This window comes from uncultured Alsobacter sp., assembly GCF_945952055.1.
Classification (GTDB): Bacteria; Pseudomonadota; Alphaproteobacteria; order Rhizobiales; family Beijerinckiaceae; genus Alsobacter.
On sequence record NZ_CAMFHB010000014.1, the window covers coordinates 119,211 to 134,364 of the forward strand.

Genomic DNA, 15,154 nt, shown 5'->3' on the forward strand with positions numbered 1-15,154 from the left:
CATGAAGCGCATCCTCGTCCTCAACCCCAACAGTTCCGCCGACATCACGGCATCGATGTCGGCCGCGCTGGAGATCACGCGCGTTCCCGGCGGGCCGGAGATCGTCTGCGCGACGCTGGCGGAAGGACCTCCGGGCATCGAGACCCAGGCCCATGTGGAGGGCGTCGTCGTCCCGACCGTGCGCTATTTCGAGGAGCATCCGGCCGACGCCTACGTGATCGGCTGCTTCTCCGACCCGGGGCTGCACATGGCCCGCGAGCGGATCGCCAAGCCGGTCATGGGCATCGCCGAGTCGGCGTTCCTCGCCGCGCTCGGCCTGGGCTACCGGTTCGGCATCGTGGCCATCAAGAAGGGCTCGATCCCGCGTCACATGCGGACCGTGCGGTCCATGGGACTTGAGGGCCGGCTGGCGGGCGACCGGGCGCTCGACATCGGCGTGACCGAGATGCTGCACGGCGCGCGCGTCGTCGACCGGATCGTCGAGGTCGGCACGGAACTGCGGGACCGCGACGGAGCGGACGTGCTGATCCTGGGATGCGCCAGCATGGGCGGCTTCCGCAGCGAAATCGAGGCCCGCGTGGGCCTGCCGGTCGTCGATCCGACGCAGGCCGCCGTGGCACGCGCCATGGCCCTCCTCACTCTCGGCTACGGACGCGCCGCATGACCGGACAGGCTTTCGACCGGCTCGTCGCCGGAACCCTCGTGCTGCCCGACCGGCTGGTCCCGAACGGGTGGATCGCCATCCGCGGCGAGACTATCGCCGCCATCGGCGAGGGGCCACGCCCGGAGGCCGCGACCGTCCACGACGCGGGTGAGGCGCTGCTGCTGCCCGGCGTGATCGACGGGCAGACCCACGCCACCAGCGCGCGCGGACTGCCGGGCATCGAGTCCTCCACGCGCGGAGCGCTGGCGGGCGGCATCACGACCCTCGTCGACATGCCCTACGACAACCCCGAACCGCTGAACACCATGGCCAAGTTCGAGGCCAAGGCCGAGGCCATCGCGCGGTTCTCCCATGCCGACATGGCCCTCTACGGCACGGTGGTGCCCGGCCAGGGCACCGGCGACATGGCCGCCCTGGCCCGCGCCGGGATCGCGGCCTGGAAGATCTCCAGCTTCGAGAGCAATCCGGTCCGGTTCCCGCGGCTGCCCGCGGACGAGACCCAGGCGATCCTGGAGGCGTCCGTCGCGACCGGACTGCCGGTCGGCCTGCACAACGAGGACCAGGAGATCGTGCGGGCGCAGATCGCCGCGTACAAGGCCCAGGGCAAGATCACGCCCGAATGGCACGAGCCCTCGCGTCCCGTCTCGGCGGAGATGGCGGCCACGGTGCTGTTCCTCGAGCTGGGCAAGGCCACGGGCGCCCACGTCCACATCGTCCACTTCTCGCACCCGCGCGGCTACGAGCTCATCCGCGCGTACCGGGAGATGGGCGTGCGGGCGACCGCGGAGCTGTGCGTCCACTACCTCCACTTCGACAACGACCGCGACATCGCGCGGCTCGGCGCGCGCATGAAGGTGAGCCCGCCGATCCGCGGCGGCGTCATCGACGGGCTCTGGGCGGCGCTGGAGGACGGCGAGGTGGCGTTCGTCTCCTCGGACCATTCGAGCTGGCCCATCGACAACAAGCTCGTTCCCTCGATCTTCGATGCCGGTGCCGGCATTCCGGGCTTCGAGACGATGCTCGTGTCCTTCTACACCGACCTCGCGAACCGGGGCGCCAAGGACCCCGCGCTCACGGTGGCGGCCTACCTGTCCGAGAAGCCCGCGCGCTTCTTCGGCCTGTGGCCGCGCAAGGGAAGCCTGGCCGTCGGTGCCGACGCCGACATCGTGGTGCTGCAGACCGGCGACTTCCTCTTCGATGCCAGCAAGAACCACGACGAGCTGCGCTGGTCGCCCTATGACGGCGAGCGGTTCAGGGCCCGCGTGGCCGCGACCTACCTGCGCGGCAAGCCGGCCTACGACGGCACGGCGATCGTGAACCGGCCGGGCGACGGTCGCTTCGTCGCCCGCAGCGGCTCCTGAGCATGGCCCAGGACACCTTCAGCCGGTCCGTGTGGTCGGCCATCACGCCGCCGGCCAGACCGGCGCCCGCGCTGGAGGGCGCGACGCGGGCGGACGTCGCGGTCGTGGGCGCGGGCTTCCTCGGCCTCGTGACGGCGTTGCATCTGGCCGAGGCCGGCGTCGACGTCGTGCTGCTCGAAGCGGAGGAGCCGGGCTTCGGTGCCTCCGGGCGCAACACCGGCTTCGTCGTTCCCAGCCTCAAGGCCCACATCACCCCGGCCCACGTGAAGGCTGCGCTCGGGCCGGAGCACGGTGAACGGCTCTTCCGTCTCGTCGGGGCCTCGGGAGCGGCCGTCTTCGACCTCGTCGACCGTCTGGGCCTCGCCTGCGACGCGGAGCGCACGGGCTGGCTGCAGCCAGCGCACACGCCGGCCACGCTCAGGGTGCTGGAAGGCAACCGCGACAACTGGCTGACGCTGGGACGCAGCGTCGACATCCTGTCGCCGGACGAGACGACCCGCATGAGCGGCGTCGCCGGCTACCACGGCGCGCTGTTCGACCGCACCGGCGGGCAGATCAATCCCCTCGCCTACGCCCGTGAGCTGGCACGCGCGCTCGGCGCTGCCGGCGGGCGCCTCCACGCCGGCACGCGCGTGACGGCGCTGACGGCCAAGGACGGCGGCTGGTTGGTGGAGACCGACGGCGGCTCGGTCCAGGCCGGACGTGTCGTGCTGACGACCAACGCACTCGTCGGCGATCTCGTGCCGGCGCTGGACGCGAGCATCGTGCCGGTGCGTGTCCACCAGATCGCGACCCAGCCCCTGCCGGCCGAGCTGCAGCAGCGGATCCTGCCGCGCCGCTGCCCGCTCGCCGATACGCGGCGCCACACCCTGGCCATCCGCTGGTCGCCCGATGGACGCCTCCTCACCGGCGGCCTCGTCGTGCCGGGGCCGGCACCGCTGGCCCGCGCCGCGTCGTTCTTCACGGCGCGGCTGCGCCGCTACCTGCCGGGCCTGCCGGCACTGCGCGCCGAGCACGTGTGGAGCGGCGTCATCGCCGCGACGATGGACAGCCTTCCGCGCCTCTACCAGCTCGGGCCCGGCCTCGACGCCGTGGTCGCCTGCAACGGCCGCGGCATCGCGCTGACGACGGCCATGGGCATCGAGATGGCGAAGCTCCTGACCGGCCGGGTGCGGGAGGCCGACTTCGTGCTGCCCAGGGTCGCGACGGCGCCGATCGCCGGACGCCGGCTCACGGGCGTCGCCCCGGCGTTCTGGCTGCCCTGGAACGCCCTGCGCGACCGCATCGAGGCGGGGCGCTGACGAGAGCGGGAGGCCGCGCATGACCGAACGCCCCGTCTGGTTTTCGCGCGCCGAGGTCGAAGCCCTGCTGGATCCGCTCGCCTTGCTGGAGCGCCTGCGGTCGGCCTTCCTCGACGTCGCGGCGGGGACCGTCTCCGACCCGCGGCCGCTGCGCATCGACGCGCCCGAGCATGCCGCAAATTACGTCGGCTTCCCGTGCTACTGGCCGGCCGCCGGCCTCGCCTGCGTGAAGGTGCTGTCGGGCGCGGAGCGAAACCCGGAACGGGGCCTGCCGATCATCGACGCGGTGCTGGTGGTCATGGACGCGCCCACCGGCCGGATCCTCGCCATCATGGACGCGGCGGCGATCACGGCGGCGCGGACGGCCGCCGTCACCGCGCTGGCCGTGGCGGCGCTCGGCCCCGCACCGGGCGGGCGCGTGGGACTGATCGGCACGGGCGTGCAGATGGAAGCCCATGCGCGCTTCCTCGCGCTGCAGGGCGGAGTCGACGAATTCATCGTCGCGTCGGCGGGCGAGGACCTGCCGCGGGCGAAGGCCGCGGCCCTCCGGGTGGCGGAGGCGAGCGGCCGCCCGGCGCGGGCCGGCTCGCGCAGGGATGCCGCGGGGGCGGACGTGGTCGTCCTCACCTCCGTCTCGACCGCGCCGCTCTTCGTCGCCGAGGCCACGGCCCCGCATGCCATCGTGGCCTCGGTCGGACCTTTCCTGCCCCATGCGACGGAACTCGACGAGCGGCTGGTCTGGTCGGCCTCACGCCTCGTGTCCGACCGGCGCGACAGGTTTCTCGACCAGTGGCGGACGGCGGCGGACCGGCTCGGGCCCGCCTATGGCCGCGTCGAGGATCTCCCCGCGCTCCTGGCGGGTCCCGCCACGCCGTCCACGGGCGTCCGGGTGTTCCTCTCCGACGGTCGGGCGATCGAAGATCTTGCGGCGGCCGCGCTTGTGCTCGAAGCTGCGCGGGAGCGGGGCGTCCCGGGGCTCGCGTTGCCATGACCGCCGCCCTCCGAATGGGCAGGCGACCAGCGTCTGCCAAGCATTGCAGCAGCATTTCGCCGTGAGTGACGCAGATCGAGGCAGTTGCGCGATTGCGCCGGAGTACCGTGTAAGATATCACTAGATACACCAGACGGAGTTCCGGAAAGAGCCGGTTTCACAGGAGCTTGAAGGCATGACGTCCGTCGTCGACTTCATTGTTCATGGCCCGCCGGGAAGCGCTCCTCCGGTTCTCGCCGACGCCTTCATAGCCGGCGTCCGCGAGGCTGGGATCGACGATCGCGCGTGGCGCCTCGTGCCGCGCGGAGACGATCCCGGCGTCGATGCGATGGCCACCCTGATGCCCCGCTCCGCCGACCCCGACGTCCTGTCCACCTGCACGCCGGTGTTCATCCAGGCTCCGCTGCTGCGGGCCATGGCGACCTCCCATCGCAATCTCACGCCGATCGCACGTCTGGTGGCCGACCGCTATTTCCTCGTGGTCCGCGCCGATGCCCCATGGCCGGACGCCGGCGCGTTCCTGGCCGACATCGCGCGGCGGCCGACCCGCACCGGCGGCTATTTCAAGGGCGGCATCAACCACCTGCTCGGCCTCTCCATCGCGGACCGGACCGGCGGCCAGGTCGAGTTCGTCGTGGTGCCGAGCGAGCCCGCCGTCTGGGTGGGCCTGATCGAGGGATCGCTCGACTGGGGCTGCGGCGTCGCTGCCGAGATCCTGCCGCACGTGGAGGCCGGCACGCTGCGGGTCCTGGCGGCGCTCGACCACGAGAGGCGCCCGCGCTTCCCCGACGTGCCGACGCTGGGCGAATTCGGCGCTCCGGTGACCTTCGAGCTCTGGCGTGGACTGATGGGGCCGCCCGCCCTGTCCGCGAACGACCAGGCGCGCTGGCACGCGATCGTCGAGGCGGTGCGCGGCACCTCCGCCTGGAAGACCTACCTGGCCGGTCAGGGCCAGGAGGATGCCTACCTCCCGGGCGCCGGCTTCTCGGCGTTCCTGGAGCGCGAATGGGACTGGTACGAGCGGCATCTCGGGATGGCCGGGCTTCTGCCGCAACGATCGCAACCGGGGTGATCCCTCAACACAAGGAGTGCGGGTCATGGCATTGAAAGCGATATGGGGCGTCGTCGGTGCGGGACTGCTGGCCTTGGGCCTCGCGGGTCCGGCCGCGGCCCAGAACTTCGAAGCGATCCTGGGGACGCCCAAGCCGTTCTCCGAGTTTCCCAAGCCCTGGCCGCTGAAGAAGCTGGTCGCGCCGGGCAAGCTGACGGTGGGGACCACGGGCGCGTCGCCGCCGCGGACCTTCGTCGATCCGGCGACCAACAAGCTCACGGGCAGCTACATCGAGCTCTTCACCAAGATCGCCACCGACCTCGGCCTGCAGGTCGAGTTCGTCCGCCTCGAATGGGCCGGCATCCTGCCGGGACTGGCCGCCAACCGCTTCGACATGGGCTGCGACGGCGCGTCGTGGACGGCCGACCGCCTGGGCTCCGGCCAGTTCCTCATGACCTCGCCCACCGCGGTGAACGCGACGGTGGGGCTGACGCGCAAGGATACGGGCATCAAGACCTTCGCCGACGCCAAGTCCAAGACGCTCGGCGGGGTGCGCGGCGAGATCTACTTCGAGGGCGCCAAGAAGGCCCTTCCCGGCACCAAGGTCACCGAGTTCCCGGGGATGCAGGAATCCCTCATCGGGCTCGCCAACGGCCAGGCCGACATGATCGCGGTGAACCTCTCCAACGCGCTCAACGTGCTGGAGACGGCGCCGAACAAGGACCAGCTGATGATGGTGGGCCCGGCGCTCGAGGTGTTCCCGCAGAGCCTGTGCGTCAACCCCAACCAGCCCGAGTTGCTGGTGGCGGTGAACCTCCTGCTCGCCAACTACCGCGCCGACGGTTCGCTGAAGGCGATCCTGACCAAGTACAAGACGCCGACGGCCGAGGTCGAGCTCCTCGATCGCATCGGCTACTGACGGTCGGGCGGCCCGCCCGATGAAGCTGGACTTCAGCATCCTGACGGTCGTGTGGCCGGCGCTCCTCAACGGAACGCTGGTCACCATCGCGCTCACCCTGTCGGTGCTCGCGATCGCGACGCCGCTGGGGATCCTCGTCGCCCTCGGGCGCGGCGCGCGGTCGTCCGCGCTGCGCTCGGGGCTGGCGGCCGCGAGCTGGGTGTTCCGTGGCGTGCCGCCTCTCCTGATCCTGTTCTTCGCGTTCTTCGCCCTGCCCGTCGTCGGCGTGAAACTGCCGCCGCTGCCGTCGGCCATCATCGCCATGTCGGCCTACATGGCGTTCTACTTCGGCGAGGTCTTCCGCTCGGGCCTGCTGAGCGTGCCCGCCGGACAATGGCGGGCAGCGGAGGCCCTGGGGTTGTCTCCCGTCCACACGCTGCTGCGCATCGTGCTGCCCCAGACCCTGCCGGCCGCGCTCCCGCCCTACATCAGCCACGCCACGGAGGTGCTCAAGGGCACCGCGCTCGCCGCCGCCGTGGCGGTTCCCGAACTCACCAGCGCGGCCAAGCAGGTGTTCGTGGTCACCTACCGGCCGTTCGAGATCCTGATCGCCGCCGCCGCCATCTATGCGGTGCTGGATTCCGCGCTGCTGCTGCTGCAATGGCGCGGCGAGCGCTGGGCCGCCAGGCGCCGCGCCGTGAGGCCGCGATGAACGTCGCCCTGCTGGCAGAATACGGGCCCGCCCTCCTCGAGGGCTTCGTCACGACGCTCCTGCTGTCGGCGATCGTGCTGGCCATCGCCACGCCGGTCGGGGCGCTGCTGGCGCTGATGCGCGAGTCGGGCCAGCCGATCCTCGCCGCCGCCGCGACCGTCTATGTGAGCGTGTTCCGGCTCGTCCCGGCGCTGCTCGTCCTGTTCTTCACCTTCTACGCCATGCCGCAGTTCGGCATCCGCTTCTCGCCGATGGGCGCCGCCGTGCTCGGCCTGTCGATCATCGGCTCGGCCTATCTCAGCGAGGACATCCGCGGCGGCCTCTCGGCCATCGACGCCGGGCAGTACCGGGCGGCCAAGGCCCTGGGACTCGGCTGGGGCCACACGATGCGGCGCATCATCCTGCCGCAGGCCATTCCCATCATCCTGCCGCCCTACATCACCCGCGCCATCATCATCGTGAAGAGCACGTCGCTGGCCTCCATCGTCGCCGTGGCCGACCTCACGGGACAGGCCGTCCGCGCGGCCTCGATCACCTACCAGCCGTTCCCGTTCCTGATCACGGCCGGCCTCCTCTACCTGGCGATCAGCGGATTGCTCGCCGTCTTCCAGGCCTGGGCCGAGCACCGCGTGTCGCACGAGCGACGCGTCGCGCTGCGGACCCGGCAGGCAGGTGCCACATGACGACAGCCTCCACCGGGGATCCCATGGTCCGGGCCGTGGACCTGCACAAGCGCTTCGGCCCGGTCACCGCGCTCGACGGGGTCAGTCTCGACGTGGCGGCCGGCGAGGTCGTCGCCATCATCGGCGCGTCCGGCTCGGGCAAGAGCACGCTCCTGTCGTGCCTCAACCACCTCTCCCCGCCGGACAAGGGCGAGGTCTGGGTGGGGGGCAAACGGGCGGGAGGCGACCCCGCCGCCCGCCTGTCGCGCCGCGCCGTCGAGGCCGACCTCCGGCGCTTCCGGGCCGACATCGGCATGGTGTTCCAGCACTTCAACCTGTTCCCGCATTTCTCGGTGCTGCAGAACCTGATCGAAGCCCCCATGGCCGTGCGCGGCCGGTCGCGCGCGGAGGCCACCGAGCATGCCCGCGCGCTCCTGGCGCAGGTCGGGCTCGCCGACAAGGAAAAGGCCTTCCCCGCCGAACTGTCCGGCGGCCAGCAGCAGCGCGTCGCCATCGCGCGCGCGCTCGCCATGAAGCCCGCGGTCATGCTCTTCGACGAGCCGACGTCGGCGCTCGATCCCGAACTCGTCGACGAGGTGCTCCGGGTCATGCGCGACCTGGCGCGCCAGGGCATGACGATGCTGGTCGTCACCCACGAGATGAGCTTTGCCGAGGACGTCGCGGACCGCCTCGTGTTCTTCGACCGGGGCCGCATCGTCGAAAGCGGCCCGCCGCGCGAGATCCTCCGCACGCCGCAGCACGAGCGCACCCGCAGCTTTCTCCAGAGGCTGCTGAGGCGGGGAGCCTAGCGATGCCTCAGGCCGCCCCGTTTCCGAGCGAGGCCGACCGCCGCACGCTCGATGCGCTCGCGGACACCGTCTTCCCGCCGCGCGGCGATGCGCCCGGCGGCGCCGCGATCGGGGCGGGGGCCTACATCGCCGCCGCTCTCGCCGGCGCCTATGCGGCCCACGCCGAGGAGTACCGGCAGGTGCTCGCCGCGCTGGACGCGGCATGCCCCGGAGGCTTCGTCGCGGCCGCCGCCGACGCTCGGGCCCGGGCGGTCGATGCCTTCGAGAAGGGCGCCCTGCCGGGACTGCCGCCGACGACCGATCGCAGCAGCTTCGACCTCGTCTGGCGGCACCTGCGCGAAGGCCTGTTCGCCGACCCGGAGCATGGCGGAAACCGCGATTTCTCCGGGTGGCGGCTCCTCGGCTTCCCGGGCGCCCAGTTCGGCTACCGGGCCGAGGAGCAGGCGCTCGACACCCCCGTGACGCGGGCGCCCGCCAGTGCGGCGGACCTGCCCCAGAGCGCCCGGCTGCCGCCGCTCCCGACCCTGCGCCGTGGCAGGGTGCCGGCCGAGCCCGACGCGGTCGTCATCGGCGGCGGAGCGGCCGGACTGATGCTGGCGCACCGGCTGGTCATGGCGGGTCGCACGGTCGTCGTGCTCGAGGCCGGGCCGCCGCGGACCGGCCGCGAGCGCGCGATGGACGAGCTCAGCGCCACCGCGTTCCGCAACGAGGGCGGCACGGCCAAGTTCAACCGCGAGGTCCCCACATGGCGCCGCCATGCGGGCGAGCGGGCTCGCCGGGCCGTCATGTCGCAAGGCCTGGAGACGGCCCTCGGCGGCAACTCCGTCGCCTGGGGTGCCGTCGCCATGCGGTTCTACGAGGACGACTTCCGCGTCCGCAGCAGCACCGTCGCGCGCTACGGCGAGGCGAGCATCCCCGCGGGATCGACGCTCGCCGACTGGCCCCTGTCCTACGCCGACCTCGAGCCGTTCTATGCGCAAGCGGAGCGGCTGCTCGGCGTCTCGGGCCAGGCCGGCCACCCCGCAGATCCGGCGCGCTCGCGGGGCAATCCGTTCGAGGCGCCGCGCAGCGATCCCTATCCCATGCCGGCCCTGCGCACGAGCGGGCTGGGAGCCCTGTTCGCCGAGGCCGCGCGGGCGGAGGGATACCATCCCTTCCCGCTGCCCGCAGCCATCGCCACCACGCCCTGGCGGGGCCGCCACGCCTGCACCTATTGCAGCTTCTGCTCGCGCTTCGGCTGCCATGTCGACGCCAAGGCGTCCGCCCAGAACACCGTGCTCGCCGAAGCCCTGGACAGCGGCCGGCTGACCGTCGTCACGGGCGCCCGGGTGCTGTCGATTGTCACCGACGAGAGCGGCCGTGCGGTGGGTGCGCGCTACAGGGACGCGGACGGCGAGCTCCACGTCCAGGGCGGCGGCACCGTGGTGCTGGCGACCTACGCGTTCGAGAACAGCCGCATGCTGCTGCTGTCGGCAGGGCCGCGCCACCGCCGGGGCCTCGGCAACGAGACCGGGCAGGTCGGACGGCACTACCTCACCCGCCAGCAGCCCTCCGTCTACGGAGTGTTCGAGGGCCGGCTGCTCAACCGCTTCATCGGCCCGACGGCCCAGGCCATGGCGATTGCCGACCTGTCGGCCGACCACTTCGATCACAGCGGCCTCGGCTTCATCCGCGGCGGGCGGATCGCCGCGTTCAACCAGTACCTGCCGACGGAAGCGTCCGGCGTCCTGCCGCCCGACGTGCCGCGCTGGGGCGCGCCGTGGCGCGATTTCGTGCTCGACGCCTATCCGCGCACAGCGATGCTGTTCATCGACCCGGAGATGCTGCCCTACGAGAGCAACGGCCTCGACCTGGATCCGGACGTGAACGACGACCTGGGCCGGCCGGTGATCCGCATCACCTTCGACGTCCACGACAACGAACGCCGGCTGATCGCCTTTCTGCAGGAGCGGGCGCTGCGGATCGCGCGCCGCATGGGCGCGACCCGGACCTGGACGCGGCCCGCCCTGACCGGCCCCATCTCGACGCACGACGTGGGCGGGACGCGCATGGGATCCGATCCCCGCGGCTCCGTCGTCGACGGCTTCGGCCGCGTGCACGACACGCCGGGGCTCGTCGTGGTGGGCGGGTCGACCTTCGCCTCCCTCCCCGCCGTCAATCCGGCCCTCACCATCGTTGCCCTGACGCTCCGGGCGGCGGACCGCATCATCGCCGACGGGGGCCGCGCATGACGGACGTGGTCGTCGTCGGTGGCGGGGTCACGGGCACCTCGATCGCCTATCATCTGGCCCGGGATGGCGCCTCGGTGGTCCTCGTCGACAAGGCCGGCATCGCCGAGGCCCCCGCGGCCACCTGGGCCAGCGCCGGAGGATTGCGCAGCCAGGGGCGGCACGCCCCCGACCGTCCGCTGACGCTGGAGGCCGCCGCACGGTGGCCGACGCTGCCCGACGAACTCGATGCCGACCTGGAGGTCCGGCTCGGCGGACATCTGCACGTCGCCGAGACGGATCGGGAGATCGCGGCCTTGGAGGAACGCGTCGCGGCCGACCGCGCCGGCGGCATCGCCATCGAGCTCGTGTCCGGGGACGCCTTGCGGCAGCTCGCGCCCGGCCTGACGCCCCGGGCGCTGGCGGGCGCCTACACGGCGGGCGACGGACAGGCCCATCCCGCGCGCACGGCGCGCGCCTTCGCCAGGGCGGCACGGCGGCTGGGTGCGACGATCCGGACCGGAAGCGCGGCAACGCCCGTCGTGGCGGCCGACCGGGTGCAGGGCGTCGAGGTCGACGGCACCCGCCTGCCCGCCGGAACGGTGGTGCTGGCGACCGGGGCTTGGAGCGTCGGCGGCCTGGCGGCGCTGGGTCTCGCGTTGCCGCTGCGCTGGCGCGGCCTGCAGATGCTGCTCTCCGAGGTCGCCGCGCCGGCGCTGGCGCCGACGGTGACGGCCGTCGGGCGCAACCTGTCCCTCAAGCAGTCGCCGACGGGCCAGTACATGATCGGCGGGCGGTGGTTCGGGCGCCCGGCGGGCGAGGGGCCGGCGGCGGTGCCGATCGATGCCCACGTGGCCCGCCAGTGGAGTTCCGCGGCGGCGATCCTGCCGGCGCTGGCCGGGCTCCGGCTGGCGCAGAGCTGGGCCGGCGTCGAGGCGCAGACGCCGGACGCGATGCCCTATCTGGGACCGGCGGGGCCGAGCGGCCTCTACCTCGCCCTGGGCTTTTCGAACCACGGCTTCCAGATCTCGCCGGCCGTGGGGCTGCACGTCGCCCGCGACATCCTGGCCGGACCCGATCCGCTCCTCGCCCCCTTCGCTCCCGATCGTGCCGCGGGTGCCGACCCGGCGGCGACCCGCGCCTTCCTCGACGAAGGCATCCTGCTGTGAGGCGCCGATGAGCTCCTATCCCACCCTCTTCTCGCCGATCCGGATCGGCCGCCTGGAGATCCGCAACCGGGTCACCCTGACCGGGCACGGCACCGGCATGGGCGCCGACTTCAAGCCGAACGAGCAGATGATCGCCTACTACGAGGAGCGTGCGAAGGGCGAGGTCGGCCTGATCATGCTCGGCTCGCAGCAGGTCCATCCGACCTCGCCCGGCATCACCAACCTCCTGTGCAACTACGACGAGGGCATCATCCCCGGCCTCACGGCGGTGACGAAGGCGGTGCATCGGCACGGCGGGCGCATCTTCGGCTACCTGTCGCACATGGGCCTGGCCTCGAGCGCCCGGCCGGTGGCGCTGTGGTCGGCCTCGGCCGTGTACGAGCAGAAATACGGCGAGGTCGCCCATGCCATGTCCGTGGACGAGATCGCCGAGATCACCGAAGCCTTCGCCGCGGCGGCCGCGCGCTGCGTCGAGGCGGGCATGGACGGGCTGGAGGTCCATTGCGGCCACGGCCTCCTTCTGCAGCAGTTCCTGTCGCCGCTGACCAACCGGCGCACGGACCGCTACGGCGGTTCGGTCGAGAACCGGGTGCGCTTCGCCGCGGAGGTGCTCGCCGCCGTCAGGCGTCGCGTCGGTCCCGACGTGCCGCTGGGCATCCGCTGCTCCGGCGACGAGCTGGTGCCCGGCGGCCTGACCGGGCCGGACATGGCGGCGATCGTGCCGATGCTCGTCGCCGCCGGAGCGCTCGACTACGTGGACGTCAGCGCCGGCACCGACGGAGACCTGGTCAGCAACATGCTGCACGAGCCGCCCATGGGTCTCGAGCCGGCGCCGTTCGCCACCACGGCTGGGCTGATCCGGGCGGCCATCCCGGGCGTGCCGGTCATCCACGGCACGCGGATCCATACGCCGGAGCTGGCCGAGGCGGTGCTGGCGCGAGGCGACGCCGACATGGTCGGCATGTGCCGGGCCCTCATCGCGGACCCTCATCTGCCGCGCAAGGCCCGCATCGGCGAGCGCGACCGGATCGTGCCGTGCGTCGGCTGCGAGCAGGCCTGCTTCGGGCGTCTCTACCGGGGCCGCCACATCAGCTGCGTCGGCAACCCGGTCACCGGGCGCGAGCGCAGCTTCGGCACCCTGCAGGGCGCGGCCGCCCCGCGGCGCATCCTGGTCGTCGGCGGCGGGCCGGCGGGGCTCGAGGCGGCGCGGGTGGCGGCGCAGCGCGGACACGACGTGACGCTGGCTGAGGCCGGAGAGCGGCTGGGCGGGCGCCTGAACGTGGCCATGAAGCCGCCCGGCCGGGAGGAATGGGCAAAGCTCGTCGCCCACAAGTCGGAGGCGGTGGCGCGCCTCGGCGTGAAGGTGCAACTCGGCCGGACGGTGACCGAGGCGGACCTCGCGGCCGACACGCCGGACCTCCTCATCCTCGCCACCGGTGGCCGCTTCGTCGGGCCCGCCCTCCCGGGGGCCGACAGCGCGCCCCTCCTCTCGGTCGACGAGGCCGTTTCGCACCCGGAGAAGGTGGGCGAGCGGGTCCTTGTGGTCGACCTTCTCGACCGGCAGCCCGGCATGGTCGCGGCCGTGATGTTCGCGGAGGCGGGCCGGACGGTCGAGATCGTGACGCCCTCCTTCCACGTCGGCAACAAGCTCGAGATCCAGAACGCCACCTACTTCTGGCGCCGGGCGGAAATGGCCGGGGTGCGCTTCACGCCGGCCACGGCCGTGGTCGGCTTCGAGGGCGGTCGCGTCATGCTGATGAGCCCCTTCACCCGGCTGAGCCGGCCCGGCGGAACGTACGACACGATCATCTACGCGGCGCCGGGGGTCCCGCGCGACGGGCTGGCCGAGGCGGCCAGGCGGCACGCGATCCCCATCCGCATCGTCGGCGACGCCTATGCGCCCCGGGACACCGAAGCGGCGATCCTAGACGGCTTCACGGCCGGAGCGGAGGCCTGATCCGGCTGCCCCGGCAGCGATCACCATCACCACCACCATGCCAGAGGAGAAAACGGCAATGGGCGACAAGATCATGTGGGCTCGACAGGAAGGCACCGAGCGCCTGTGGGTTCACGAGAACCAGGAGTTCAGCCATCGGCTGATCACGAAGAAGAAGCACGGCTCGTCCTTCTCCTTCCACATCACCACCTACATGCCGTTCTTCGACACGATGGTGGAGGGCGACGGAATCCACGAGGTGGTGCTCTACTGCCTGCACGGCTGGTCCCGGCAGATCGTGACGGCCACGGGCGAGGACCGCATGTTCCGCCAGGGCGACGCCATGTACCTGCCCGTCAACTACACCTACCGGCACATCATCGGTGACGCCGGGCTGGTGGTGGCGGTGTGCGCCAGCCCCGGCAAGGAGTGACGGCGCCAGCCTCGCCGCACGGCGATTGCCCTGCAATGGACGTGTCTCCTGGCCGGAAGCGGCCGGGAGACATGGGGCCGCATGGGCCGCCGGCGAGGCTGAAAATCCTCTTTGTTTCAAAAGGGGCATGACTCTCGCAAAAAATCCGGTAACAACTTTCGCGTGTTTGTTCTGCCGGGGGTTACCCGCCATGCGAGTTCGCGCGCTGTTGACCGCCACGGCGATGTCCGTCCTGGCGACCGCGGCCCTGGCGCAATCGGGACCACTGGTGCTGCCCATGCCGCGCGGCGCCTCTCCCGTCGGGACCGTCCCCGGCGTGGTCAGCTCCCCCTCGACCGTGCCGGGCACCCGGACCTACAGCCCCGGAGGCCTCCCGCAGGGGGCGATCATGCCCCAGGCGCTTCCGCAGGGCGCGCTGCCCGGACCCGGGCAGGCGGCCCCCGCCTGGACGCCTCCGACCTTCTCCGGCCCGGCCCTCGCCATTCCCGGCGCGCCGCCGCCGCCCGTGAAGGCTGCCAGGCCGGCCAAGCCGGTCCCCGCGCCGGCCCGGCAGGACCTCCCCGAGACGCAGAATGCCGACGCCGCCCGCCCGGCGGTCCAGCCGGTCGCCGCGAAGCCTGAGGCGCCGCCGCCGCCCGGCGCGCCCGCGGCTCCCTCCGGAGTGGCCGCCGCCCCGCCTGCCCCGGACACGCTCGCCAAGGCGCGGACGGACGTCCGCGTCATTCCGGGCGTGGGACTGCCGAGCCAGACGGGCGGCGGCATCCTGACGACGCTTCCCGGCGACACCCAGGGGCGGCCGACGGCCGTCAAGCCTGCCGCTGCTCCGGCCCCCGAGACGCCCATCGCTCCGGCGCCCCCCGTGGTCGCCGCGAAGCCGCAGGCCCCCGCGACACCGGCGACCGTGACGCCCGCCCCGGCGACGGCCAGCGCGCCGCCCGCGGCGGCCCCGCCGGTGGTGGC

Annotated in this window: 13 protein-coding genes and 1 pseudogene; all 14 read left to right on the top strand. The window is 72.5% G+C overall.

From position 1 onward, the window contains the following. Position 1 precedes the first annotated feature (1 nt). A complete protein-coding gene (locus tag Q0Q47_RS13055) occupies positions 2 to 664 on the top strand; it encodes an aspartate/glutamate racemase family protein (RefSeq protein WP_293860110.1) in 663 nt (220 codons plus the stop codon). After that, positions 661 to 2,025: an amidohydrolase family protein gene (locus Q0Q47_RS13060; RefSeq protein ID WP_293860113.1), complete on the top strand. Its 1,365-nt coding sequence runs from the start codon at positions 661 to 663 to the stop codon at positions 2,023 to 2,025. The genes Q0Q47_RS13055 and Q0Q47_RS13060 overlap by 4 nt, the downstream gene beginning before the upstream one ends. 2 nt (positions 2,026 to 2,027) lie before the next feature. Next, positions 2,028 to 3,326 carry an FAD-binding oxidoreductase gene (locus Q0Q47_RS13065; RefSeq protein ID WP_293860116.1) on the top strand — a complete coding sequence of 433 codons (1,299 nt, stop codon included), beginning with the start codon at positions 2,028 to 2,030 and terminating at the stop codon, positions 3,324 to 3,326. A gap of 19 nt (positions 3,327 to 3,345) precedes the next feature. Beyond that, positions 3,346 to 4,317 (top strand): hypothetical protein, encoded by a 972-nt coding sequence (locus Q0Q47_RS13070; protein ID WP_293860119.1) that lies wholly within the window; start codon positions 3,346 to 3,348, stop codon positions 4,315 to 4,317. A 175-nt stretch (positions 4,318 to 4,492) separates the two neighbouring features. Next, positions 4,493 to 5,389 carry a tripartite tricarboxylate transporter substrate-binding protein gene (locus Q0Q47_RS13075; protein WP_293860122.1) on the top strand — a complete coding sequence of 299 codons (897 nt, stop codon included), beginning with the start codon at positions 4,493 to 4,495 and terminating at the stop codon, positions 5,387 to 5,389. Between the two features lie 25 nt (positions 5,390 to 5,414). After that, on the top strand, positions 5,415 to 6,287 hold the full coding sequence (locus tag Q0Q47_RS13080; protein WP_293860125.1) for an ABC transporter substrate-binding protein: 873 nt from the start codon (positions 5,415 to 5,417) through the stop codon (positions 6,285 to 6,287). A 19-nt stretch (positions 6,288 to 6,306) separates the two neighbouring features. After that, on the top strand, positions 6,307 to 6,978 hold the full coding sequence (locus Q0Q47_RS13085) for an amino acid ABC transporter permease (protein WP_293860128.1): 672 nt from the start codon (positions 6,307 to 6,309) through the stop codon (positions 6,976 to 6,978). Continuing rightward, complete coding sequence (locus Q0Q47_RS13090) at positions 6,975 to 7,661, top strand: amino acid ABC transporter permease (RefSeq protein WP_293860131.1); 687 nt, start codon at positions 6,975 to 6,977, stop codon at positions 7,659 to 7,661. The genes Q0Q47_RS13085 and Q0Q47_RS13090 overlap by 4 nt, the downstream gene beginning before the upstream one ends. Beyond that, positions 7,658 to 8,449 (top strand): amino acid ABC transporter ATP-binding protein, encoded by a 792-nt coding sequence (locus tag Q0Q47_RS13095; RefSeq protein ID WP_293860134.1) that lies wholly within the window; start codon positions 7,658 to 7,660, stop codon positions 8,447 to 8,449. Before Q0Q47_RS13090 ends, Q0Q47_RS13095 begins: the two co-directional genes overlap by 4 nt. A 2-nt stretch (positions 8,450 to 8,451) precedes the next feature. Then, a complete protein-coding gene (locus tag Q0Q47_RS13100) occupies positions 8,452 to 10,680 on the top strand; it encodes a GMC oxidoreductase (RefSeq protein WP_293860137.1) in 2,229 nt (742 codons plus the stop codon). Continuing rightward, positions 10,677 to 11,825, top strand: coding sequence for an FAD-binding oxidoreductase (locus Q0Q47_RS13105; RefSeq protein WP_293860140.1), 1,149 nt, complete (start codon positions 10,677 to 10,679; stop codon positions 11,823 to 11,825). Before Q0Q47_RS13100 ends, Q0Q47_RS13105 begins: the two co-directional genes overlap by 4 nt. Before the next feature lie 7 nt (positions 11,826 to 11,832). Further along, entirely contained in the window at positions 11,833 to 13,782 is a 1,950-nt protein-coding gene (locus tag Q0Q47_RS13110; RefSeq protein WP_293860143.1) for an FAD-dependent oxidoreductase, read from the top strand. Between the two features lie 58 nt (positions 13,783 to 13,840). Beyond that, a complete protein-coding gene (locus Q0Q47_RS13115; protein WP_293860146.1) occupies positions 13,841 to 14,194 on the top strand; it encodes a hypothetical protein in 354 nt (117 codons plus the stop codon). Between the two features lie 190 nt (positions 14,195 to 14,384). Continuing rightward, positions 14,385 to 15,154, top strand: a pseudogene (locus tag Q0Q47_RS13120) (hypothetical protein); the annotation flags it as partial.